This is a genomic window from Acinetobacter sp. BIGb0196, assembly GCF_011759595.1.
GTDB lineage: Bacteria > Pseudomonadota > Gammaproteobacteria > Pseudomonadales > Moraxellaceae > Acinetobacter > Acinetobacter guillouiae.
Map to the genome: position 1 here is coordinate 2687961 of NZ_JAAOZA010000001.1, position 23664 is coordinate 2711624.

The 23664-nt window shown below is 40.1% G+C and carries 21 protein-coding genes; 9 read left to right on the forward strand and 12 right to left on the reverse strand.

Annotated elements, in window-relative coordinates; genetic code table 11:
* Positions 1-34: 34 nt before the first annotated feature.
* Positions 35-178, forward strand: coding sequence for a hypothetical protein (locus FHR28_RS12300; protein WP_166782691.1), 144 nt, complete (start codon positions 35-37; stop codon positions 176-178).
* Between the two features lie 231 nt (positions 179-409).
* On the opposite strand, the gene FHR28_RS12305 is transcribed toward FHR28_RS12300, so the two are convergent.
* The 4 genes from FHR28_RS12305 to FHR28_RS12320 form a co-directional block, all read right to left on the reverse strand.
* A complete protein-coding gene (locus FHR28_RS12305; protein WP_166782692.1) occupies positions 410-1588 on the reverse strand; it encodes a thiolase family protein in 1179 nt (392 codons plus the stop codon).
* Positions 1589-1739: 151 nt separating this feature from the next.
* Positions 1740-2387: a 3-oxoacid CoA-transferase subunit B gene (locus FHR28_RS12310; RefSeq protein ID WP_154130373.1), complete on the reverse strand. Its 648-nt coding sequence runs from the start codon at positions 2385-2387 to the stop codon at positions 1740-1742.
* A gap of 2 nt (positions 2388-2389) precedes the next feature.
* Complete coding sequence (locus FHR28_RS12315; RefSeq protein ID WP_004721433.1) at positions 2390-3091, reverse strand: CoA transferase subunit A; 702 nt, start codon at positions 3089-3091, stop codon at positions 2390-2392.
* Positions 3092-3239: 148 nt separating this feature from the next.
* Positions 3240-4121, reverse strand: coding sequence for a LysR family transcriptional regulator (locus tag FHR28_RS12320; protein ID WP_166782693.1), 882 nt, complete (start codon positions 4119-4121; stop codon positions 3240-3242).
* Between the two features lie 653 nt (positions 4122-4774).
* Between FHR28_RS12320 and FHR28_RS12325 the strand changes: the two genes are divergently transcribed.
* The 3 genes from FHR28_RS12325 (at position 4775) to FHR28_RS12335 (ending at position 8180) form a co-directional block, all read left to right on the forward strand.
* Positions 4775-6199 (forward strand): GntP family permease, encoded by a 1425-nt coding sequence (locus FHR28_RS12325; protein WP_004820560.1) that lies wholly within the window; start codon positions 4775-4777, stop codon positions 6197-6199.
* 33 nt (positions 6200-6232) lie between these two features.
* Positions 6233-7018 (forward strand): 3-hydroxybutyrate dehydrogenase, encoded by a 786-nt coding sequence (locus FHR28_RS12330; RefSeq protein WP_096733811.1) that lies wholly within the window; start codon positions 6233-6235, stop codon positions 7016-7018.
* A gap of 205 nt (positions 7019-7223) precedes the next feature.
* The gene (locus FHR28_RS12335) at positions 7224-8180 is read left to right on the forward strand and encodes a 3-hydroxyacyl-CoA dehydrogenase NAD-binding domain-containing protein (protein ID WP_105712987.1); all 957 of its coding nucleotides are present in this window, start codon (positions 7224-7226) and stop codon (positions 8178-8180) included.
* Positions 8181-9005: 825 nt separating this feature from the next.
* Here the strand turns inward: FHR28_RS12335 and paaG are convergent.
* The gene (paaG, locus tag FHR28_RS12340) at positions 9006-9794 is read right to left on the reverse strand and encodes a 2-(1,2-epoxy-1,2-dihydrophenyl)acetyl-CoA isomerase PaaG (protein WP_166782694.1); all 789 of its coding nucleotides are present in this window, start codon (positions 9792-9794) and stop codon (positions 9006-9008) included.
* Positions 9795-9834: 40 nt separating this feature from the next.
* Complete coding sequence (locus tag FHR28_RS12345; protein ID WP_166782695.1) at positions 9835-11637, reverse strand: acyl-CoA dehydrogenase C-terminal domain-containing protein; 1803 nt, start codon at positions 11635-11637, stop codon at positions 9835-9837.
* A 329-nt stretch (positions 11638-11966) separates the two neighbouring features.
* Between FHR28_RS12345 and FHR28_RS12350 the strand changes: the two genes are divergently transcribed.
* Positions 11967-12401 carry a PaaI family thioesterase gene (locus FHR28_RS12350; RefSeq protein WP_004721448.1) on the forward strand — a complete coding sequence of 145 codons (435 nt, stop codon included), beginning with the start codon at positions 11967-11969 and terminating at the stop codon, positions 12399-12401.
* Between the two features lie 25 nt (positions 12402-12426).
* Here FHR28_RS12350 and FHR28_RS12355 read toward each other — a convergent pair whose 3' ends face one another.
* From FHR28_RS12355 to FHR28_RS12380, 6 genes are read right to left on the reverse strand one after another with little or no spacing between them, the layout of a single operon-like run.
* Complete coding sequence (locus tag FHR28_RS12355; RefSeq protein ID WP_166782696.1) at positions 12427-13635, reverse strand: MFS transporter; 1209 nt, start codon at positions 13633-13635, stop codon at positions 12427-12429.
* An 18-nt stretch (positions 13636-13653) separates the two neighbouring features.
* On the reverse strand, positions 13654-14970 hold the full coding sequence (gene dcaP / locus FHR28_RS12360) for an outer membrane trimeric porin-like protein DcaP (RefSeq protein WP_166782697.1): 1317 nt from the start codon (positions 14968-14970) through the stop codon (positions 13654-13656).
* 41 nt (positions 14971-15011) lie between these two features.
* Positions 15012-15665 carry a 3-oxoacid CoA-transferase subunit B gene (locus FHR28_RS12365; protein ID WP_034614881.1) on the reverse strand — a complete coding sequence of 218 codons (654 nt, stop codon included), beginning with the start codon at positions 15663-15665 and terminating at the stop codon, positions 15012-15014.
* Complete coding sequence (locus tag FHR28_RS12370; RefSeq protein WP_004721455.1) at positions 15665-16333, reverse strand: 3-oxoacid CoA-transferase subunit A; 669 nt, start codon at positions 16331-16333, stop codon at positions 15665-15667. The genes FHR28_RS12365 and FHR28_RS12370 overlap by 1 nt, the downstream gene beginning before the upstream one ends.
* 47 nt (positions 16334-16380) lie before the next feature.
* Positions 16381-17676, reverse strand: coding sequence for an MFS transporter (locus FHR28_RS12375; RefSeq protein WP_016539715.1), 1296 nt, complete (start codon positions 17674-17676; stop codon positions 16381-16383).
* Positions 17677-17733: 57 nt separating this feature from the next.
* The gene (locus FHR28_RS12380) at positions 17734-18888 is read right to left on the reverse strand and encodes an acyl-CoA dehydrogenase family protein (protein WP_166782698.1); all 1155 of its coding nucleotides are present in this window, start codon (positions 18886-18888) and stop codon (positions 17734-17736) included.
* A 312-nt stretch (positions 18889-19200) separates the two neighbouring features.
* On the opposite strand from FHR28_RS12380, the gene FHR28_RS12385 reads away from it, so the two are divergent.
* From FHR28_RS12385 to FHR28_RS12400, 4 genes are all read left to right on the forward strand, one after another.
* Positions 19201-19989 carry an enoyl-CoA hydratase gene (locus tag FHR28_RS12385; RefSeq protein ID WP_166782699.1) on the forward strand — a complete coding sequence of 263 codons (789 nt, stop codon included), beginning with the start codon at positions 19201-19203 and terminating at the stop codon, positions 19987-19989.
* A gap of 29 nt (positions 19990-20018) precedes the next feature.
* A complete protein-coding gene (locus FHR28_RS12390) occupies positions 20019-20780 on the forward strand; it encodes an SDR family oxidoreductase (RefSeq protein WP_166782700.1) in 762 nt (253 codons plus the stop codon).
* 88 nt (positions 20781-20868) lie between these two features.
* A complete protein-coding gene (locus FHR28_RS12395; RefSeq protein WP_216076334.1) occupies positions 20869-22392 on the forward strand; it encodes a 3-hydroxyacyl-CoA dehydrogenase in 1524 nt (507 codons plus the stop codon).
* A 14-nt stretch (positions 22393-22406) separates the two neighbouring features.
* On the forward strand, positions 22407-23612 hold the full coding sequence (locus FHR28_RS12400) for a 3-oxoadipyl-CoA thiolase (RefSeq protein WP_004721463.1): 1206 nt from the start codon (positions 22407-22409) through the stop codon (positions 23610-23612).
* Positions 23613-23664 lie beyond the last annotated feature (52 nt).

Here is a 23664-nt window from a genome sequence, read left to right on the forward strand (position 1 = left end):
TCATAAATGGTTGTCCTACCGTGGGGCGACATGGATGTCGCCCCTTGTGTGTGGGAATACGGGGGTGCAGGACGTACCCCTCGCCCAACATGAGCAAAAACAAAGCACTGCTTTGTTTGCAGCGCAAGGTTTGGCAATCCCTGCGAAAAGTCAGGCATCACCTACACAAAGGTATTGAAACTTTGAATGTAAGGTGGGGCATTGCAAACTTTTTATAATCAAACAATTTATCTCGACATATAATTGATTTAATTAAAAATATTAATTTCTTGGGTTTGATTTTTTGACAAGTTGACTATACATAAACTCACATGACAAAGAACAGCAAAAAGCCGGCAGTATTGAAACGACCGGCTTTTTTAATTTTGAATCACAAACTATTTAGCTATTTATTACGATAAACAATAAATTATGCGCTTAATTCAACTGCAAGTGCTGTAGCTTCACCACCACCAATACAAAGTGTTGCGATCCCTTTGGTTTTACCTAAGCGTTTTAAAGCATGGATCAAGGTCACAATGATTCGTGAACCTGATGAACCCAGTGGATGCCCGAGTGCACAAGCGCCACCATTAATATTGACTTTTTCAGGATCAAGTTTAAATGCATCAATTGCAGCCATAGTGACCATGGCAAAAGCTTCGTTAATTTCCCAAAGATCAACATCGTCTACGGACCAAGCGAGATTTTTCAGTAATTTTTGAATTGCTCCCACAGGTGCAATGGTAAACTCTTCAGGATGCTGGGAATTGGTTGTATAGCCTTTGATTTCTGCTAATACAGTTAAACCACGCTTTTGCGCTTCTGACGCCGACGTGATCAGTAGTGCAGATGCACCATCACTGATTGAACTAGAGTTTGCAGCAGTGATCGTACCGTCTTTAGCAAATGCAGGTTTTAAGCTTGGGATTTTATCAATCTTGGCATTTTCAGGATTTTCGTCCACATCTACCGTGATCTCACCCTGACGTAACGCCACTTTAACAGGCGTGATTTCGTCTTTAAAATAACCTTCTGCAATCGCTTTTTTTGCACGTGTTAGTGAGCGAATTGCAAACTCATCCATTTGCTCACGGCTATAGCCCTTTTTATCCGCCATTTCCTGTGCAAAACTTCCCATTGCACGCCCTGTACCCGCATCTTCCAAACCATCAAGGAACATATGATCAATCACTTGACCATGCCCCATCCGATAACCTGAACGTGCTTTAGGTAATAAATACGGTGCATTGGTCATAGACTCCATACCACCGACGACAATAATTTTGGCACTTCCTGCTTTAATGGCATCGCTGGCTTGCATTGCAGCTTTCATCCCAGAACCACAGACTTTATTGATTGTGGTTGCGCCAACATGATCTGGTAAACCCGCTTTTCGCATCGCTTGACGTGCTGGACCTTGTTTTAAACCCGCAGGTAATACACAGCCCATAATCACTTCATCAATATCAGCAACAGGCACATTGGCTTGTTCAATAACTTTTTCAATGACGACTGCACCCAAATCCGGTGCAGATAAGCTTGCAAAACTGCCTTGAAAACTTCCCATTGCAGTACGACGAGCAGCGACGATGACAATCTTTTCCATTCGAGTTCACCTTGTATTTTAAATGCGTATACTTTTGAAGCGGGTATTTTTGAAAATAGCATATCCATTGATAACATGTCTAAGCCGCCAAAGCGACTTAGCATTTAAACTTGGCTGGTTAAATTATAATTTTAAGCTTGCTTTGTCACAATCAAGCCACAGCGAGATTTGAGGTGATCAGTTCTACCCCAGTTGCCGCCTGAATTTGTTCTAGGCTTACATCTTTGGCCAATTCAATCAACTCAACACCTTGGGGAGTGATATCCATCACCCCTAGATCCGTAATTATACGGTTTACGACGAGTCTACCCGTAAGCGGTAATGAACATTCAGCGACAATTTTAGGACTACCATCTTTAGCACAGTGTTCCATCAACACCACGACTTTTTGAACACCTGCAACCAAATCCATTGCACCGCCCATGCCTTTTACTTTTTTCCCAGGGATCATCCAGTTGGCTAAATCTCCCTTTTCGGAAACCTCCATTGATCCTAAAATGGCAATATTGACCTTACCACCACGAATCATGGCAAAAGATTCAGCACTAGAGAAAAACGCAGCACCCTTACGTGCAGTTACGGTTTGTTTACCCGCATTAATTAAATCTGCATCGACAGTATCTTGTGTTGGAAATTCATCAATTCCCAATAAGCCATTTTCAGATTGAAGCCAGACATTGATATTGTCAGGAATATAGTTTGCAACCAAGGTAGGTAAGCCAATGCCTAGATTGACATAAAAGCCATCTTCAAGCTCTTGCGCTGCACGTTCAGCCATTTCATTACGCGTCCAAGCCATGATTAAATCTCCGTCTTCAATGTCAATTGTTCAATTCGTTTTTCAGGCTGCGCATTTAAAACAATACGACTTACATAAATTCCCGGTAAATGAATTGAATCTGGATCTAACTCACCAATTTCAACAATTTCTTCAACTTCGACAATGGTCAATTTGCCAGCCATTGCACACTCAGGGTTAAAGTTTCGTGCAGTCTTACGAAAAATTAAGTTGCCGGCTTTATCTGCCTTATAGGCTTTTACCAAAGCAATATCTGCAACCAATGCTTGTTCGAGTATGTAATCTTTACCATCAAATTCGCGAACTTCTTTGCCTTCGGCAATCAATGTCCCAACACCTGTTTGGGTAAAGAACGCTGGAATGCCAGCACCACCTGCACGTAACTTTTCAGCCAAGGTGCCTTGAGGTGTCAACTCAACTTCAAGTTCACCATTTAAATATTGACGTTCAAATTCTTTGTTTTCACCGACATAGGATGAAATCATTTTTTTAATTTGTTTAGTTTGTAAAAGCTTGCCTAGACCAAAATCATCCACACCTGCATTGTTAGAAATACAAGTTAGACCCGTTACACCAATTTCTTTTAAGGCATCAATCAATGCTTCTGGAATACCACATAATCCAAAACCACCCACTGCAAAAGTCTGGTTGTTTGCAACCACATCAGCCAAAGCTTCATGTGCATTCGCGACAACTTTGTTCATCGTTTTAACTCTATATCCTTTAGAATTATTATTATTAACATCGAGCAAATTATTTTAGAAATTGATTCTTTCAAATGTCTAATGAGTAAAACTCATTAATCTGATTTGATCCTGAAATAGTGGACTTTATGATGGGCTAACATTCTTTTTAAAACTGGTGTGCCAATATCGTTTCAATAAATTGCGAAGAAATATTAGAAAGTTCAAAATCTTTTTTATAAATGATCCCAACCGAAAGATTGACATTGCCCTCTTCAATTTCAACCAAGACATTATTTTCTTTATCGATATAATTTTGAAAATGACGTGGAATCGCACTGACCCCCATACCAAAAGCCACAAAATGCGACAATGAACTAATCTGATGACACTCAAGTTTTAAATCTAAGATCATATTATTTTGTGAACATTTCTCTTCTACCACGTGTCGAATGATCGAAGGTTTCTGTAAAGTGATAAAAGGATAAGCATAAAGCTCACGCCATGTCACACTTATACGCTGCGCCAACTCATGATCTTTGGGAAGTAGTGCTAAAAAATCTTCATTGAAAAATGGCTTAAATATTAATTGATCATTGTGTTGCGGTTCAAAGCAAATCCCAATTTCAAAAATGCCCTCTTGGACTTTTTCAATAATTTTTTCATTGGGAATATCATGGATTGAAAAATTGATATTGGGGTGATTCTTATTAAATTCATGTAGTACAGCAGGTAAAACAGCATGTGTCGCGAAAGGCATCGAGGCAATATTCAATGTGCCACGATGTAATTTAAAACGCTGTTTAACATCTCTTTCCATGTCTTCCCAATTTGCCAAAAGTTTTTTAGCAAATGGAATCAACGAATTTCCCTCAGCAGTAAGATCCACACGGCGGGTATTGCGCTTAAACAGCTTGCCACCCAACTCATCCTCTAAACTTTTGATACTTAAGCTTAAAGCAGATTGACTTAGGCAAAGTTCATTGGCGGCATTGGCATAATTCAATGTCCGAGCAAGAACTAAAAAAGCTTTTAACTGTTTGAGTGTCATACGGCAACCTAACTGATTTATAGCTCTATAATACGCTAAACCAAGCGAGTTTTGATCCTAAAATGAGTCATTTGAGCTATCGATTTGCTTATAGAATTAGATATCAATCCATGCTAGCTGATCTCACTTTTGCTCAGATTGATGCCTTAATGAAAGTTTTTGATTTATGTGATCTATAAAAATATGTTTATGCATTTAAATCAGGGCAAAATCGATATACGACGTATTTCAAGCAACATACTTGTCAATAAAGCCACTGCTGTAAATAAAAATTAAAACGCTCAACACACACTCATTCATCTGCACTTCCAATTTGGCTTTTTTCTTTTGCTTATCTATGACCTATTGCGCAAAAACCTCATGAAACTTGTTTCTATTCATTAGTTTTCCATATTGACTCATAAATATTTTCAAACAATGCCTCGAATAATTTGGATTATAGTTTTATCCATCATTTGGAAATGGATATTCCAATTTATAAGTCTGGACGATTTATAAAAGCTAAATTTATTGATCAATATTAATTTCTCTAGATATCCATTTTTATTGGTTTCACTCACTAATGCATTTTTATGATTGAGATAGCCTTGTCGTGATTTGAAATAAAAACAAGGTGGGTTTTGACATATATTCTTTAAGGACGGAGTAAAAATATGTGGGAACTGGGTATAATTTTACTTTCTCTTGGCTTGTTGATGTACACAGCCTACAGAGGATTTTCTGTAATTCTCATGGCACCGATTTGTGCCTTATTGGCCGTCTTGCTGATTAACCCTGCCAACGTTTTACCATTTTATTCTGGTGTGTTTATGCCAAAAATGGTGGGCTTTATTAAAGATTATTTCTTGGTGTTTTTGCTGGGTGCGATTTTTGGTAAAGTTGTTGAAATGTCTGGTATTGCTGAATCCATTGCCAAAACGATTGTTAAATTAATTGGCTCTAAAAATGCAATGCTTACCGTTGTTCTGCTAGGGGCAATTTTAACCTATAGCGGCGTCAGTTTATTTGTCGTGGTTTTTGCAGTCTATCCCTTTGCAAACCAATTATTTAGACAAGCAAATATCCCTAAACGTTTGATTCCTGGCACGATTGCACTGGGTGCTTTCTCCTTTACCATGGATGCCTTACCGGGTACGCCTCAGATTCAAAACGTTATTCCAACTACATTTTTTGGAACCAATATTTATGCAGCGCCATTTTTAGGGATTATCGGTGCAATCTTTGTTTTAGGTGTTGGTTTAACTTATCTGGAATGGCGTCGTCGTGTTGCTGCTCGCAATGGAGATGGCTTTGCATCTGGTATTACTTTAACAGAAGCCGAACTTCAACAATTCGAAAATCAATCTCAGCAACAAGATAATGGTTCTGGTCTACGTCAATTCATGGCATTTGTTCCCTTAATTTTAGTTGCAGTGATGAATAAATATTTATCTACAGCAATTAAAACATGGTATCCAAATGGCTTTGATTTTAATGCACTCGGACTGGCAAACTACACTGTCGATGTCGCAAAAACGTCAGCGATTTGGGCAGTTGGTTTGGCTTTAATCGTTGGGATTGTCACTGCGATTATGTTCGATTATCGTCGTGTTTCAACCAGCTTTAAAGAAGGTGTAAATGCAAGTATAGGTGGTTCTCTACTCGCTGTGATGAACACTGCATCTGAGTATGGTTTTGGTGCAATCATTGCCGCTTTACCGGGTTTTGCCGTAATCAGCCATGCTTTAGGTCATACATTTACCAATCCACTAGTCAATGGTGCAGTCACCACAACCGTTTTGGCAGGGATTACAGGTTCAGCATCTGGCGGTATGAGTATTGCCCTCAGTGCCATGGCTGACCAATACAATACAGCTATTGCTGCAATGGGCATTCCTGCTGAAGTCATGCATCGTATTGTTGCAATGGCATCTGGCGGTATGGATACCTTACCGCATAACGGTGCCGTAATTACCCTACTTGCAGTCACTGGGCTTACACATAAACAATCTTATAAAGACATTTTTGCCATTACCATCATTAAAACAGTTGCAGTATTTGTCGCAATTGCCGCATTTACATGGTTTGGTATCGTCTAAGTTTATCTTCAAAATGAACACAGGGAGTCAATAATGAGTCAACTTCTCAAAGATAAAGTTGCATTTATCACAGGTTCAGCAAGTGGTATTGGTCTTGAAATTGCCAAAAAATTTGCCCTTGAAGGTGCAAAAGTAGTGATTTCGGATATGAATGCGGACAAATGTAATGAAGCAGTTTTAGCCTTAAAAACTGATGGATTTGAAGCCTTATCTGCACCTTGTGATGTTTCAGATGAAGATGCTTATGCTGCTGCTATTGGTCTAGCACATAGCACCTTTGGTCGTTTGGATATTTTGATCAATAATGCTGGTTTTCAACATGTTGCTGCCATCGAAGAGTTTCCAACTGCCATTTATCAAAAACTACTAAATGTCATGCTGGTGGGTTCTTTTATTGGAATCAAACATGCATTTCCAATCATGAAGGCACAAAACTATGGTCGTATTATCAATATGGCTTCGATCAATGGTTTAATCGGCTTTGCTGGAAAAGCGGGTTATAACAGTGCCAAACATGGGGTGATTGGTTTAACTAAAGTTGCAGCGTTAGAATCTGCTCGTGATGGAATCACGGTCAATGCATTATGCCCAGGTTATGTCGACACACCTTTGGTACGTGGTCAAATTAAAGATTTAGCCAAAACCCGTAATGTCAGCGAAACAAGTGCACTTGAAGATGTCATTTTAGCCATGGTGCCACAAAAGCGCTTACTCAATGTTGAAGAAATTGCAGATTATGCCGTTTTCTTGGCGAGTGAAAAAGCAGCGGGCGTGACGGGTCAGGCAGTGGTTATGGATGGTGGTTATACCGCTCAATAATACAGTTGATGATTGCAACGATCATGAATTTATCTCTATGTAAATCATCTAACCAGATGTAATACATATTCATTTGTAGGGGAAATTCTCCCCTACTGTTTTTAGTGTTTCTATCTTTAGTTTTTATCAAAGTGAAAGGCTCACTTTGTCATGTGTCATAACGAGACAATCCAACGTTCTCAGGTTATTCAAGGAAAATGAATATATGAAACCCATAAATAAAGTTGCCATTATCGGTACTGGTGTTATTGGTGCAAGTTGGGCAGCATTCTATTTAAGTAAAGGATTTCAGGTGAGTGCTTTTGATCCTGCTGTTGATGCAGAATTAAATTTAAAAAATAGAGTTCAGACCTATTTACTTGATTTGTTTGAATTGGCTGAAGAGCAAACCACTTCTTCTGATCATTATGTTTCAGACACTTTAAAAAATCTCACTTTTTATCAAAATCTAGCAGATGCGGTAAAAGATGCCGATTTTATTCAAGAAAATGGTCCTGAGCGGATTGATCTAAAAAAAGACTTATATGCACAGCTTACTCAAAATTGCCCCAAAGATAGCATTATCGCCTCAAGTTCATCTGGCTTAAAAATCTCAGATATTCAACATGATTGCCTTTATCCTGAAAGAATTGTACTGGGCCATCCTTTTAATCCACCACATTTATTACCTTTGGTTGAAATTATTGGTGGAGAAAAAACCCAAGCCAACTATATCCATGATGCTTTTGAATTTTATAGATTATTGGGGAAAAAACCGATTTTAATTCAAAAAGAAGTCAAAGGCCATGTCGCCAATCGTTTACAGTCTGCAATTTGGAGAGAAGCGTTTTATCTGGTTTCTGAAGGTGTATGTAGCGCAGAAGATATTGATATTGCGATCACCAATGGACCTGGATTACGTTGGGCAATATTTGGTCCTTATTTAAATATGCAGTTGGCCAATCAACATGGATTTAAAGCCGCTATGCATCATTTAGGTGAACCAATGTCTGAATGGTGGGCTGATATGCACCCTTATACTTTATCTGAAGAAAAAATTGAGATGCTGAATGAAGAAACTCAGCAGTTTGTTAAAAAGCTAGGCGATAAGAATCTTCAATTACTTCGTGATCAGGCATTACTGCGATCTTTAAAGATGCGTAAAGAGTTAGATTTGCCTTAAATGGGATTTTACAAAAGTGATCTCCTTTGATTCTCCAGAATTCTCATCTGGAGAATTTAGTCTTCAAAAACTTAGCCAAGGGAATCAGGATCATTGACCTTCCCGCTCCTAAATTGAATCAACAGATCAAAGCACCCCAAGCAACAATTTTAGACTGGACGTTGTTGCTCATTTTTGAACTATATCAAAAATGCCCATTAGCTTTTAGATTGTTCGAAAATTCGAATAGACATGCCAAGTTTCATATCATTATTGTTCTACTAAAAACATTTATCCTTGTCTTATTCGCTACTTTAATCATTAAGTCGCCCAAATAAGGGAAGTATTATGCTCAACAATAAAATAAAGTTAAAACAAATGTGGTAAAGCAACTTCGATATGATGAATGAAAAATACAAACAACTCCTAATTCAAATGGTGACCCAATATGCGAACTTTCTATACGATTCTCATCGGTATAATGCTACTCCTTGCAATTCTTTTTATAAGTCGAATATTACGTGGTCGCTTTAGTCCAACATTATTTTTTATTCTGTTCATCTTGATTTGGTTTGTAGCAATGAGCTGGAATATGTATATGGGCATACAAGCAGGATATGCGGTTAAAGAAGAATTCTTAATATTTTTACTTAATTTTGGTATTCCTTCTCTTCTCGCAACTTACTTCATATATAAAAAATAAAAGCTCTATTTAGCTTACTAAGGTTAAAAACCATCATGTAAACAACGATCAAAACTAGTGATTACTTATTATAAAGCACTCTCCAAAGAGAGTGCTTTTTGAGTTAACTTTTACTGGTTAAACATGATTAGGCATAGATTTGATCAATTAAAATTAGCTTTCCTTTTTTCGATAAAAGCCGCAACGCCCTCTTTATAATTGTCTGATTGTCCAGCAATACGCTGTAACTCACGTTCCAACTGTAATTGATCAGCCAAAGTATTTTGCGAGGCAGTATTTAATGCCTTTTTAATTAGCGAAATCGAACTGCTTGGTTGCTCTGCCAAACGTTCCGCCAATTCAATCACGCCCTGATCAAAAGCATCATCTTCATAGACCTCCCAAATAAGCCCCCAACTCAAGGCTTTCTGGGCAGATAACTTATCCCCGAACATGGTCAAACCTTTGGCTCGGGCAAGCCCCACCAGATGTGGCAAATTCCACGTCCCACCTGCATCTGGGATTAAACCGACTTTGCAAAAAGACTGTATAAAAGCAGCAGATTGTTTGGCCACAACAATATCGCAAGCCAAAGCCAAATTCGCACCAGCACCAGCCGCTACGCCATTGACCGCAGCCACAACAGGTTTAGCCATATTGGAAATTTTAACGACTAACGGATTATAAAATTTTTCTAAGGCAGCACCTGCATCATAATCAGCTGCGCTTATCACCTCTTTATTTCTGGCTCTTAAATCCTGACCCGCACAGAAGCCCTTGCCTGAACCAGAGATTACAATGGCTTTAATCTCAGTAGAAACCGCCCACAGGTCTAAAATTGCAGCAATTTCACGATGCATTTGCTCATTAAAACTATTGAGCACCTCGGGACGGTTTAAGGTTAAATAGCCCACCCGATTTTCCTGCCGAATCAAAATATGTTGAAAATCCATTTATTTTTACTCATTTAAATAAAAAACAGCCTGACCCTGCTTAAAAAGCAAAGTCATCTTGTTCTAATTCCATTACCGCTTCAGCACCTGATGCAATAGCAGCCGCATGACTTTGGGTACGGTGTAATAATTTTTGAAAGAAAAATTTCGCTGTGGTTAATTTAGCCTGATAAAATTTTTCGTCCTGCGTTGCTTGGCTTAACTTTTCATCTGCTACTTGCGCCATACGTGCCCAAAGATAAGCAAACACGACATAGCTAGAGAAATACAGATAATCAACTGAAACAGCGCCAATTTCTTCTGGGTTTTGCTGTGCTTTTTTGGCAACACTGTCTGTGATTGATAACCACTGTTGCTTGAGTTCCGTCAGTTTTTCCAGATAAGCTGCCAATACGGTATTTGATTGATTGGCTGTAATAAACTGTTCTATTAAATCAGTCATATTTTTTAATAGTTTGCCATCCGACTTGAGCACCTTACGTGCCAGCAAATCTAAAGACTGAATCTCTGTGGTTCCCTCATACAAGGTTGAGATACGGGCATCACGAACAATTTGCTCCATGCCATGTTCAACAATAAATCCATGCCCACCAAAAATTTGTACGCCGTGTTTTGCAGCTTCATTGCCTGATTCAGTTAAAAAAGCTTTGGCAATCGGGGTTAAAAATGCCAACAATTCATCTGAGATTTTCTGTTGTTCAGGATCATTGGATGTTTCAACAATATCAACATGCTGAGCCAGAAAATACGCCAATGCGCGACCACCTTCAGAAAAGGCTTTTTGCGTCATTAACATCGAACGCACAGCTGGATGCACAATAATCGGATCAGCATTTTTATCTGGATATTTTGCGCCTGATAAAGCACGCATCGCCAAACGTTCTTTGGCATAACTCAATGCACCTTGAAATGAAATCTCCGAAGCCGCCAACCCTTGTACAGCTGTTCCAATACGTGCTGTGTTCATAAAGGTAAACATACAATTTAACCCACGGTTTTCAGGACCAATTAAATAGCCTTTGGCCCCATCAAAATTTAAAACACAGGTTGCATTGCCATGAATCCCCATCTTGTGTTCAATCGCACTACAGATAACCTTATTGCGATCTTGGCAATCACCTGCATCATCGAGGTTAAATTTAGGTACGATAAACAGTGAAATCCCTTTGGTCCCCGCTGGTGCTTGTGGTAATCGGGCTAAAACAATATGAATAATATTTTCTGACAGATCATGTTCACCAGCAGAAATGAAGATTTTTTCGCCAGTTATTGCATAACTTCCATCTGGGTTTGGTTCGGCCTTGGTGCGGATCAAACCTAAATCTGAACCGGCATGTGACTCAGTTAGACACATTGTCCCTGTCCACACGCCACTAATCAGTTTGCTTAAAAATTGTTGCTTCTGTTCTGCTGTGCCATGATGTTCAATGGTGCGCATTGCACCATGCGATAAGCCTGGATACATTGCCCAAGCCCAGTTAGAACCACACAGCATTTCTGAGATTGCAATACGCAATAATGTGGGTAGACCTTGACCGCCATATTCAGGATCCGCCGTCAGTGAGGTAAAACCCAATTCAGTATATTTATGATAAGCCTGTTTAAATCCCGCTGGGGTTGTAACAACACCCTGATTTAAATGACAACCTTCCTGATCACCATTTTGATTGATGGGTGCAAGCTCATTTTCACAAAAGTCTGCTGCGGCATCTAAATATTGATTGATCAATTCACGACTGACCGTTTCCTGATATTTGGGTAGTTTTTGGTAGTTTTCTTCTGTTTGCAGCATTTCATGCAATACAAATTGCATATCACGCAGTGGTGCTTTGTATAAAGGCATAGTGTTTCCCTTTCAGTTCTTCTGCCGATGATGCAGATAGAGATGATTTCCCTTGGATGACAATTTTATTTTACGATTGCTTAAAAATATCAAATAAATTTCTTATTGCAAAATTTATTTTCATTTTCATTAGATAAATTTATTCAAAAATACCACCAAAAATATGACAAATCGACACAACAAGCTGTATTTGAACAATAAAATTTAAATAAATCAAAATTCAAGCATAATATTTGATTAAAAAATAATTTTGTATGGCAAAATATTATTTCGTAAAATTAAATTTTATAGTATGGTAATTAGATCGCTTAACACTCCAAGGATGATTTATGGATAACCCTCAATACACAGGTCTTGAATTCTTAACTGCTTTAAAAAATGGTGAAATTTCAGCGTCGCCCATGGCGCAAACCATTCCTATGCAGTTAATCGAAGTTTCTAAAGGCAAAGCGACGTATAAGGTTACGCCAAGTCAAGCGCATCGAAATATACAAGGAACAATCCATGGCGGTTTTTGTGCGACTGCTTTAGATACTGCAACGGGAAGTGCAGCACATACCTTGCTGGAACATGGCATGGGTTATGGCACGATTGATCTCAATGTGAAAATGATTCGCCCAATGCAGATCGATACCGCCTACTACGCACAAGCTGAACTGATTAATGCTGGACGTAATATCATTACCACAGAAGGTAAAATTGTGGATGAAAATGGCAAAATTTATGCTTTTGCGACGGCAACACTGATGATCATACGAAAATAATAAAAAGACTAAGCCCTTTTGTGGCTTAGTCTTTTATCACTGTTTTCTTCATGACATAAAAATCTATTCGGTCAATTATAAAACTTAGAATTGCCATGGCTAAACCCACAGCCACACAGACACTCCATCCCCAATGTTTCCACGTGTAGACCGCAACCAAAGAACCCAACGCAGCACCACCAAAATACAATGTCATATAAATAGAATTAATTCGAGAACGTGCTTGTGCTGAAATTCGATAGACCAGATTTTGGTTAAGTACATGAAAGGCCGATAAACCAAAATAAGCCAAAATCACACCTCCTGCATAAGCCAGCAAAGACTGTTGGGCAAAAAACAGTGGAATCCATGCCAGTACCAATAACCACATACAAATCAGTGCAACTTTATTTTCCAATCCTTTGGCAATTTGTTTTCCCGCCCAAGGGGTTGCAAACACACCCGCCAAACCAACTATGCCAAATAAGCCAATTTGGAAATCATTAAAATGATAAGGCGCATTGGCAAGAATAAAAGTCATGGTGGTAAAGATCAACGCCAATATACCGAAGCCGATCCCACCTGCCAGACCGCGGCGAATTAAATGTGGCTGATCAACGGCCAATGTAAACAATGAACGATAAATTTGCAGCACTGTTAATTGATGAGATTTTCGAGCAACGGGTAATTTAAGCCACATCACTACTGCAAAAGCTAAAATCACAATACCACTGAGTAAATACACCGCATGCCATGACCAAACGGTCGAAAGTAAGCCTGCGATTGATCTGGCCAAGAGAATGCCTAAAAACAAGCCACTCATCAGTGTTCCGACAATTTGCGGGCTTTTTTGAGGGCTCGCCAAACCAGCAGCAAATGGCACCAAGACTTGTGTCGTAATCGAAAAGAAGGTGGCTAAAAAGGTAAAACCATACAATACGGGCAAACTTTGACTTAAAGAAAGTCCGATCTGGGCGAAACCTGTGCAGCACATCAACAAACAAATATAGCTACGCTTTTCAAAAAAATCACCGAGCGGCACCAAGATAAACAGACCAACGGCATAAGAGAGTTGGCCGATCACAATTGTTAAAGCGACTTGCTCTGCATTGACCTGTAATGCCTCGGCAATAGAATAAATCAAAGGCTGGTTATAATAGTTCGAACCTGCACAAATTCCACATGCCATTGCCATGATGAAAATAAAGCTTTTTGACAAGATATGCGTTGTGTCAGGTTGAACTATTTTTTCCATTGCGCAGCTCACCTTATTTTAGAATTTGTACATCGACACAAAGTTAATGCGAGAAACATCTGCTGTTCTTCCATCAAACACTTCACGCTTACCTTGATGATATTCCATACCAATATCAATTTGCTCAGCAGGTGAATAAAACAGATTGGCAGCATAATCCGTTAAACGCTTATTTGCGTCAGGATTGAGTTTTGCATAGGCTGAATCATCATCAAAATCAAAAATCGATGCAGATAAATTTGCACGCCATTGCGGATTAAATTTATATGAATAGCCAATATTTAAGCTATTGAGTTTATTCATCTCTAAATCTGTTTTTTGCGCATTTAAAGAAAAATCACCTGCCGCATTTAAACTGGTTGCATTTGTCAGGCCAGTTTGTGTGGTATATGGCATGAATTTTTGATCACCCACGATATATTGATAATTCGCCTGTACAGATTGCGCTGGGCTTAGTTGGTATTTTAAACCAGCACCCGCGCCCCAACTGACTTTTTTAACCGTATCTTTCGCAACATCTACTGATTTTTCATTGACAAAACCTTGAGCCAAAGCCGTTAAGGCACCTTCTTTTACCGTATATCGACCTGTCAATGTCGGGAATGCTGAAACCCGAGATCCAGTGTATTCCAATGCGACTTTTAAATCACTCTTGCCATTTATCTTCCAGTCATAGCGCACTTGAGGTGTACGGGTATAAGAGGTTCCCATAAACTGAGTATAATCGACGGACTCTGTACGTGTTTCCATATTGGACATCAAAGACCATGTTTGACCGAAAGTCCAATCTTTATAAGTAAAGAAAGCATGACGAATACGGAATTTACCATCGCCTGTACCCATGTTGGCACTGTCAAAGAAATCGGCTTCAATATTTCCTGTTACAGCCTTATCTGGACTATTGAAATACACCCCGATTCGACTGGCATTGATCATGGCATCTGAGCGGGCATGATCGGAACGCTTGTCACTTTCAAACGGAGTCCGGTTTAAGCTATTGGTGGTTCTTCCTCCCGAATCTGGTGAGGACTTAAAATCAACTGCAGCATCAAGTCGAGCAATTCCATAGACTTTAACATTGTCGGTCCAAGTCACCCACGAAGGTGCTATTGGTTTCGCGGTTTCAAGTGATTTATTTTTTTCTACATTTTCTTCAATTTTTGCTTGTTTGACCTGCAAATTATTTTGTGACAGCTTTTGAGCATCGAGTTCTGCTTTGAGTTTTTGCAGCTCTGTCTCTAACAAATTAATCCGTTGTTCTGCTGTCACTGGTGAATTTGCAAAAATAGTCCCTGAAGCCACAGCGCAAGCTGTGGCTAAAATTAATTTTTTCATCTTTTAATCCTTAAAGAAGCTTTTTTTCCTACGCTTATAAACTAAGCGTCTCGTGCATCTATCAACGGGCAGCCCGTTACTGCCTGTAATTCATCAAAACTCAGTCCCGAAACCATTTCAGTGACATAGGCTTTGTGATCTTTTAATTCAATAATGCATAAATCGGTATAAATACGATCTACACACTGTTCCCCTGTAATGGGATAACTCAATGCATCGACAATTTTAGCTTCGCCCTTTTTGGTGACATGCTCCATATAGACATAAATTGACTTGGCTCCCACCGCTAAATCCATTGCACCACCTACAGCGGGAACATCATCAGCTTTGCCAGTATGCCAATTGGCTAAATCGCCATTCACTGCAACCTGAAAAGCACCAATCACGCAGATATCCAGATGCCCACCACGCATAATGTCAAATGAATCTCCATGATGCATAAAGCAACCACCATCCAATAAAGTCACTAACTCCTTTCCAGCATTGACCAAGTCCTCATCTTCTTCACCTGCTTTGGGTGGTGGGCCAAAGGCCAAAACCCCATTTTCTGAGTGCAGAAAGATTTCTTTGTCTTGAGGTAAATACTTCGCAACGTTGGTGGGTAAACCAATACCTAAATTGACATAAGCTCCTTCGGGAATATCCTGAGCAATCAACTGAGCGATATCTTCACGAGAACGTTTTTGAACTGACATTAGATATCTCCTACTTTGACAACATGCTGTACAAAAATCCCAGGTGTGATAATGCACTCAGGATCAAGGCTTCCTAGATCTACCGTATGATTCACTTGAACAATGGTTGTTTTTGCCGCTTTTGCCATAATCGGGCCAAAGTTCCGTGCTGCCTTACGATAGGTCAAATTCCCCCAACGATCGGCTTGATCGGCATAAATCAAAGCAAAGTCAGCTTCAAGCGGATACTCAAGTACATAGTTTCGACCATTAATGGTTCTGGTTTCTTTGCCTTCTGCGACTTTTGTGCCATAGCCTGTCGGTGTAAATATTGCACCTAGACCTGCACCTGCCGCTTGAATACGACAGGCTAAGTTGCCCTGTGGAACCAGTTCTAATTCAATCTTTCCTGCACGATATAAGTCTTGAAATACGGTCGAACCCGCTGACTTTGGAAATGAACTGATCATTTTTCTGACACAACCTGCAATGATCAGCTTGGTCAAACCACGATCACCAGAGGCAGCATTGTTATTGACAATGGTCAGCTCTTTTTTACCTAAATCGATTAAGGCTTCAATCAGTTCCGCAGGCTGACCTGTCACACCAAAACCACTGGTCATGATGGTTGCACCATCAGGAATTGCCTTTAAAATCGGTTCAATGTCACTGGTGATTTTATTTATCATTTCGCTTGTCCCTTTTCATCCTTAAATTGACGTGACAGGTCAAATTGTCACTCTGCCTTTTGCGGGTTAAATAATCGGTCTTTAATAAATAACAGTGGAATTACACCGCATATAAAGTACGCCCCAGCCATCACCAACAGTCCTAAACCAATCGAACCATGTTGTGATAAATAACCGATGGTTAATGGTGAGAAAATTGAAAGTACTTTACCGATGTTATACGCACCGCCGACTGCCGAGCCTCGAATTGAGGTTGGAAAACTTTCAGTCATATACGTGGCATTGATTGCATACGGTATGCCGTATAGAAAACCAAAGAACAGCATGAGCCATAAAATATTGGCAGGCGTGTTAAGGTAAACAATCACGGGAATAAATAGAGCTGTGCCAATTGTGCCGAATGCAAATACAGCGCGGCGACCCAATTTATCCGCAATAATTCCAGCAATAATTTTGGCAAACATCATGATTAAGAAAGTGCCGACCATATACATCGCCATTTCTTTAAACTTGATTCCTAGATCAGATTCCAAATAAGCCGGCAGCCAGTTACTCACCCCGTAATAACCAAATTGCAAAGCACCAGTACTCAAAATCCACAGCACAAACATGGTGCCATGTTTCTTATCTTTCAAAATTTCCCAATACGGATTCTGACGTTTAACAGGCTGTGCATTTTGTGGCGTTGCAATGACTTTTAATTGACGTGCTTTTTTCCATGACTCAGGCTCAGGTACGATAAAATGCATCAGTACTGATAAAATAATCGGGGTAATTGCAAGCCAATACAGGAAACGCCAGCCATGTTCAGGAATAATATGACCTGCCAATAAAGTCGCAAGTAAAGACCCCAAGGTATAGCCCGTCATCAGTGTTGCCAACACTGTAGAACGATGTTTGGTCGGCACCATTTCAGACATTAAAATATTACAGGCAATATAAAGTGCGCCTAAGCCCATTGCACCGACTGTTCTTAAAATCGCAAATTGCATATATGAATGCGTAAAACCCAATGCACAGGTCAGAACAGAAGAAAAAGCAATAAAGAATACGATCACGCGTACTCGGCCAAAGCGATCACAAGCCCATCCACCGACTAATCCCCCCACAGCGGAACCTAACAGTGTCAAGCTGCCCAATGTTCCTGCTTGTACACCGCTTAGATGAAACTCAGCCTTTAAACTGGTCAAACTTAACGCTAAAAAGCCTAAATCTGCGCCATCACAAAGCAAAGTAAAAAATGCAAAGATAAAGGCTGTAATCCAAATCTTTTTGGGTGTCTGAATCACCTCTCCAGCACCATTATTACCGCTATTATTTTGTGTAACTGTTTCCGTTGTCATGTCCATATCCTCAGAAGGAATATGAGGCATCCCCTGCCTCATGGCATCTAATTGTTATTAGGCTGTAGCGTCCCTAATCATGTTTTTTGCGATAATCAATTGTTGAACTTGCGTGGTTCCTTCATATAAACGGAACAAACGTACATCACGATAAAAACGTTCAATGGCATATTCACTGATATAACCAGCACCACCGTGAATTTGTACGCAACGATCTGCGACCCGACCACACATTTCAGTGGCAAACATTTTTGAACAAGATGCTTCTGTACTAATGTTTTCACCATTATCACGGCGACGCGCAGCATCGAGCACCATACATTTTGCCGCGTAAATCTCAGCTTTTGAGTCTGCAAGCATGGCTTGGATCAATTGAAAATTAGCAATCGGCTGACCAAATTGTTTGCGCTCAATGGCATAGTGAAGTGCGTCATTTAACATCCGTTCAGCCACACCGACGCTATATGCACCAATATGTAAACGACCTTTATCTAAAACCTTCATGGCTGTTTTAAAACCAATACCTTCAATCCCACCAATCAGTGCTGATGCTGGAACGCGGCAGTTTTCAAAAATCACATCACAAGTATGAGAACCCTTTTGTCCCATCTTTTGATCGATTTTTCCCAAACTAATCCCAGGCGTATTGGCTTCAACTAAAAATGCAGAAATACCACTTGCACCTTTAATATCAGGATTGGTCCGTGCCATCACGGTAAAAGTAGCAGCATGTGGTGCATTGGTAATAAAGCGTTTAGTGCCGTTTAAAACGTAAAAATCACCATCCTTGACCGCATTGGTTTTTAAAGAGGCAGCATCTGAACCTGCCTCAGGTTCGGTTAAGCAAAATGAACCAATAATTTCACCGCTGGCATAACGAGGAAGATATTTTTGTTTTTGTTCTTGTGTGCCATCAATCAAAATCGCACTTGAACCAATACCATTGTTGGTACCAATCAGTGAACGGAATGCTGGTGAAGTTTGTCCAAGTTCAAATGCAACATTCACCTCCTCTTCCATGGTAATTCCCAATCCACCATATTCTTCTGGAATGGTTAACCCAAACAAACCTAATTCACGCATTTGTTGCACGATATCCTCAGGAATTTTGTCCTGCTCGGCAACCTCATGTTCACGTGGAATCAATTCATTTTTTACAAAGTCACGAATTGTTGTGAGCAACTGTTGCAACATTCCTTCATCACGGATCATCTATGATCTCCCTTCTTTTGTAGCTTCATTGCATCCATCAGCTATTCCAGCTGGGTAATGGATACCCTGTTTTAAATCTTGTTTACTGCGAATGTGTTTCATAGTACGAGATTAAAAACACAAATTTCAAGCTTTTTTGAAAATTAATTTCATTAAGCGAAATTTTATGATCTACCAATATTAAATATCAATCACTTAGAAAAATATGCTGACGATAAAGTGTCAAGAGGAGTAAAAACTACTTGAAATAAATTTCAAAACACGCATTATTAAAGAAACATAGTTTTGATCTGCGAAACAAGGAATCAAAAAATGAGTGAAATAACAGGGAACAGTTTCATTGAAGTTGACTATTCTGTTCAGAAAGTAGCGATCGTGAAGATTAATCGTCCAGAGGCTAAAAATGCCTTAAATACACAGGTACGTCAGCAACTGGCTCAAGTGTTTACTGAGTTAAGTTTTAATGACCACATCCATGCCATTGTGCTTACTGGTGGTGAAGAAGTTTTTGCCGCAGGGGCAGACTTAAAAGAAATGGCAAGCGCAACCTCTACTGAAATGTTGCTACGTCATACAGAACGTTATTGGAATGCAATTGCGCAATGCCCTAAACCCGTGATTGCTGCTGTAAATGGTTATGCACTGGGTGGCGGTTGTGAACTTGCCATGCATAGCGACATTATTATTGCGGGTAAAGGCGCAACTTTTGGTCAACCTGAAATTAAAGTCGGTTTAATGCCTGGCGCAGGTGGAACCCAACGTCTCTTCCGTGCAGTGGGTAAATTCCACGCGATGCGTATGATCATGACGGGTGTAATGGTCAAAGCCGAAGAAGCATATAGCATTGGACTGGTTTCCCAAGTTACTGAAGATGACCAGACCATCCCAACTGCCATTCAAATGGCGCAAAGTCTAGCAAAAATGCCACCGATTGCCCTGCAACAAATCAAAGAAGTTGCATTAATGAGCGAAGATGTTCCATTAAATGCAGGTTTGGCATTGGAGCGTAAATCATTTCAATTGTTGTTTTCGACCGAAGATAAAAATGAAGGCATTCAAGCATTTATCGAAAAACGTAAACCTTCATATCAAGGCAAATAAGTTTAATTGATAACAACAATGGAATAGAAATGGCTAGAAAAGTATTGATTAGTGCAGGCGGTTCAGGAATTGGACGATGTATTGCAGAAGCATTCTTAGCGCATCATGATGAAGTTTTCGTTTGTGATATCAATGCAGAAAGCTTAGCGCAATTCCAAAAGACCTATCCTGCACTACATATTTATGCATGTGATTTATCTAACCATGATGAAATCAAATCTATGTTTAGTGATGTCATCAGCAAACTGGGGCATATTGATGTTCTGGTCAATAATACAGGGATTTCTGGCCCAACCATTGCAGCAGAAGAATTGAGTTTTGCCGATTGGAGTGCAGTATTAAACCTTAATTTAAATAGTACCTTTGCGATCACCCAACTCGCCATCCCCTTTTTAAAACAGTCGGAAGCAGGTGTCATTATCAATATGTCATCGATCGCTGGACGTTTGGGCTATCCATATCGTTTGGCTTACGCGACCTCTAAATGGGGATTAATTGGTTTTACCAAAACATTGTCGATGGAACTTGGTGCAGACAATATTCGAGTCAATGCCATACTTCCAGGTGCAGTGGATGGGGAACGTGTTCAACGGGTGTTACAAGCGCGTGCAGATGTCGCTCAAACTTCTTTGGATGCCGTTACGCAAAATGCACTTAAAAATCAATCGCTCAAATATTTTGTCAATCCAAAGCATATTGCCGATTTGTGTATATTTTTAGCCTCGGAAAGCGGTTGCTCTATTTCTGGACAAATTTTACCGATTGATGGTGATAAACAATGTCTGAGTTAACCCACCAGACTGTACTGGTTTATTTCGTTTCTATTTTTTCCGTCTCTAATTTTTCGTTTAATCTGGATCAGTTATCAGGATGATCGACATGACTTATGATATTCAAAGCATGGCTGTAATTGGTGTTGGTATTATGGGCAGCGGTATTGCTCAAATTGCCGCACAATCAGGTCATACCACCTATTTATATGACACCAAAGAAGGTGCTGCGCTACAGGCCAAAGAAAAGCTGGCAGCAACTTTTCAAAAGCTGGTCGATAAAAATAAAATCAGCGCTGAACAGGCGGAAAATGCCAACAAACATTTGATCGTTGCAGCGCAACTTGAAGATTTAAAAGCCTGCGACTTGATTGTGGAAGCGATTATTGAGCGTTTAGATATCAAACAAGCGTTGATGCAACAACTCGAAGAGATCGTTTCAGACACCACTATTTTAGCCTCAAATACTTCATCGCTTTCAATCACAGCCATTGCAGCAAACTGTAAAAAACCACAACGTGTAGTCGGTTTCCATTTTTTTAATCCGGTACCACTGATGAAAGTTGTGGAAGTGATCCAAGGATTAAAAACGGATCCACGCATTGTAGATGCATTAAATGAGTTGTCACGTGCATTTGGTCATCGACCTGTTGTTGCCAAAGATACCCCAGGATTTATTATTAATCATGCGGGGCGCGCCTATGGCACCGAAGCGTTAAAAATCTTAAATGAAAACGTCTGTGACATCAGTGAAATTGACCGCATTTTAAGAGATGGTGTTGGTTTTAGAATGGGACCATTCGAACTCATGGATTTAACAGGACTGGATGTATCACATCCTGTAATGGAGTCGATTTATCATCAATACTATGAAGAAGCCCGTTACAAGCCCAATCCATTGACCAAACAAATGCTTGAAGCCAAACAACTTGGGCGTAAAGTTAATCAAGGCTTTTACCACTATGAAACAGGCACAAAAACAGGTGAAAAACCCGCACAGTTTGTTGAGCGTTTAACCAACTATCCAAAAGTTTGGATTGCAGCTGATTTTGCTGAAGATAAACAACAACTGGAAGATTATTTAATCCAGCAAAATATTGTCTTAGATACAGGTTTAGAACCATTACCTGAGAGTTTATGTTTACTCGCTTGCTACGGTGAAGATACCACCCAAGCAGCGACACGTTTAAAAGTCAATCCACAACAAGCTGTTGGCATAGATATGCTATATGGCATAAGCAAACATAGAACGTTAATGCCGTCACTGGCGACAAACACTGAGTATCGTCAAGCAGCCCACTCTATGTTTAATTTAGATGGTGCTATGGTCAGCATGATCGCTGAAAGTATTGGCTTCGTGGCACAACGTGTTTTAGCCATGGTGATTAATTTAGGTTGTGATATTGCACAACAAAATATTGCCAGTGTCGATGATATCAATGCCGCAGTCCGTTTAGGTTTAGGCTATCCATTTGGCCCTATTGAATGGGGTGATCATATCGGTAGCCAAAAAATCTTACTCATTCTCAATCGTATCTCAACACTGACCTATGACCCACGTTATCGCCCTAGCCCATGGTTACAACGTCGTGTCGCATTAAATTTACCGCTTACTTTTAATTCTGGATTTTGAAAAGGAACTTCTCAATGTTAAATGCCTATATTTATGATGGTTTACGTAGCCCGATTGGTCGTCATGCAGGTGAGCTTGCTTCAGTACGTCCAGATGATTTAGCTGCGGCAGTTTTGCAAAAGCTCCTTGAAAAAACTGGGGTTCCGGGCGCAGCGATTGAAGATGTTATTTTAGGCGATACCAACCAAGGTGGTGAAGATAGCCGTAACGTTGCCAGAAATGCCCTATTAATCGCAGGCTTACCTGTAACTGTTCCCGGCCAAACTGTAAACCGTTTATGTGCAAGTGGTTTAGGTGCTGTGATTGACTCTGCACGTGCCATTACCTGTGGCGAAGGCGACTTGTATATTGCAGGTGGTGTAGAAAGCATGTCACGTGCCCCATTTGTGATGGGTAAAGCTGAATCTGCCTATAGTCGTGAGGCCAAAATTTACGACACCACAATTGGCTCACGCTTTCCAAACAAAAAGCTGATTGCGCAATACGGTGGTCACTCAATGCCTGAAACTGGTGACAATGTCGCAGTTGAGTTTGGCATTACCCGTGAACAAGCAGATTTATTTGCTGCCCAATCACAAGCCAAGTATCAAACAGCCAAACAAGACGGCTTTTTTACTGGTGAAATTACCCCAATTGAAGTCTTTCAAGGCAAAAAGTTACCACCAAAACTGGTTTCTGAAGATGAGCACCCTCGCCCAAGCTCAACGGTTGAAGCCTTAACCAAATTAAAACCATTATTTGAAGGTGGTGTCGTCACTGCTGGAAATGCATCGGGTATTAACGATGGTGCTGCTGCATTGCTCATCGGTTCCGAAGCAGCGGGCCAAAAATATGGCTTAAAGCCAATGGCAAAAATCTTGTCAGCAGCAGCAGCAGGTATTGAACCTCGTATTATGGGTGCTGGCCCAATCGAAGCAATCAAAAAAGCCGTTGCACGTGCAGGGCTAACTTTAGATGATATGGATATCATTGAAATCAATGAAGCTTTTGCTTCACAAGTATTATCTTGCTTAAAAGGTTTAGATGTCGATTTTAATGATCCGCGTGTCAACCCAAATGGTGGTGCAATTGCCATTGGCCATCCACTTGGGGCTTCTGGTGCACGTCTTGCACTGACAGTTTCGCGTGAGCTGATCCGCCGCAATAAGAAATATGCTGTCGTTAGCTTATGTATTGGCGTAGGACAAGGCTTAGCCATGGTGATTGAAAACGTGTCATAACATTGACTGTTTAATCACTAACCGAGTATCCATTCATCACAACAGCGCAGTG

What these genes read in the sequence shown, in the direction of transcription:
- FHR28_RS12300 (WP_166782691.1), top strand. Translation starts at nt 35, where the DNA reads ATGTCGCCCCTTGTGTGTGGGAATACGGGGGTGCAGGACGTACCCCTC.
- FHR28_RS12305 (WP_166782692.1), bottom strand. Translation starts at nt 1,588, where the DNA reads ATGGAAAAGATTGTCATCGTCGCTGCTCGTCGTACTGCAATGGGAAGT.
- FHR28_RS12310 (WP_154130373.1), bottom strand. Translation starts at nt 2,387, where the DNA reads ATGGCTTGGACGCGTAATGAAATGGCTGAACGTGCAGCGCAAGAGCTT.
- FHR28_RS12315 (WP_004721433.1), bottom strand. Translation starts at nt 3,091, where the DNA reads ATGAACAAAGTTGTCGCGAATGCACATGAAGCTTTGGCTGATGTGGTT.
- FHR28_RS12320 (WP_166782693.1), bottom strand. Translation starts at nt 4,121, where the DNA reads ATGACACTCAAACAGTTAAAAGCTTTTTTAGTTCTTGCTCGGACATTG.
- FHR28_RS12325 (WP_004820560.1), top strand. Translation starts at nt 4,775, where the DNA reads ATGTGGGAACTGGGTATAATTTTACTTTCTCTTGGCTTGTTGATGTAC.
- FHR28_RS12330 (WP_096733811.1), top strand. Translation starts at nt 6,233, where the DNA reads ATGAGTCAACTTCTCAAAGATAAAGTTGCATTTATCACAGGTTCAGCA.
- FHR28_RS12335 (WP_105712987.1), top strand. Translation starts at nt 7,224, where the DNA reads ATGAAACCCATAAATAAAGTTGCCATTATCGGTACTGGTGTTATTGGT.
- paaG (WP_166782694.1), bottom strand. Translation starts at nt 9,794, where the DNA reads ATGGATTTTCAACATATTTTGATTCGGCAGGAAAATCGGGTGGGCTAT.
- FHR28_RS12345 (WP_166782695.1), bottom strand. Translation starts at nt 11,637, where the DNA reads ATGCCTTTATACAAAGCACCACTGCGTGATATGCAATTTGTATTGCAT.
- FHR28_RS12350 (WP_004721448.1), top strand. Translation starts at nt 11,967, where the DNA reads ATGGATAACCCTCAATACACAGGTCTTGAATTCTTAACTGCTTTAAAA.
- FHR28_RS12355 (WP_166782696.1), bottom strand. Translation starts at nt 13,635, where the DNA reads ATGGAAAAAATAGTTCAACCTGACACAACGCATATCTTGTCAAAAAGC.
- dcaP (WP_166782697.1), bottom strand. Translation starts at nt 14,970, where the DNA reads ATGAAAAAATTAATTTTAGCCACAGCTTGCGCTGTGGCTTCAGGGACT.
- FHR28_RS12365 (WP_034614881.1), bottom strand. Translation starts at nt 15,665, where the DNA reads ATGTCAGTTCAAAAACGTTCTCGTGAAGATATCGCTCAGTTGATTGCT.
- FHR28_RS12370 (WP_004721455.1), bottom strand. Translation starts at nt 16,333, where the DNA reads ATGATAAATAAAATCACCAGTGACATTGAACCGATTTTAAAGGCAATT.
- FHR28_RS12375 (WP_016539715.1), bottom strand. Translation starts at nt 17,676, where the DNA reads ATGACAACGGAAACAGTTACACAAAATAATAGCGGTAATAATGGTGCT.
- FHR28_RS12380 (WP_166782698.1), bottom strand. Translation starts at nt 18,888, where the DNA reads ATGATCCGTGATGAAGGAATGTTGCAACAGTTGCTCACAACAATTCGT.
- FHR28_RS12385 (WP_166782699.1), top strand. Translation starts at nt 19,201, where the DNA reads ATGAGTGAAATAACAGGGAACAGTTTCATTGAAGTTGACTATTCTGTT.
- FHR28_RS12390 (WP_166782700.1), top strand. Translation starts at nt 20,019, where the DNA reads ATGGCTAGAAAAGTATTGATTAGTGCAGGCGGTTCAGGAATTGGACGA.
- FHR28_RS12395 (WP_216076334.1), top strand. Translation starts at nt 20,869, where the DNA reads ATGACTTATGATATTCAAAGCATGGCTGTAATTGGTGTTGGTATTATG.
- FHR28_RS12400 (WP_004721463.1), top strand. Translation starts at nt 22,407, where the DNA reads ATGTTAAATGCCTATATTTATGATGGTTTACGTAGCCCGATTGGTCGT.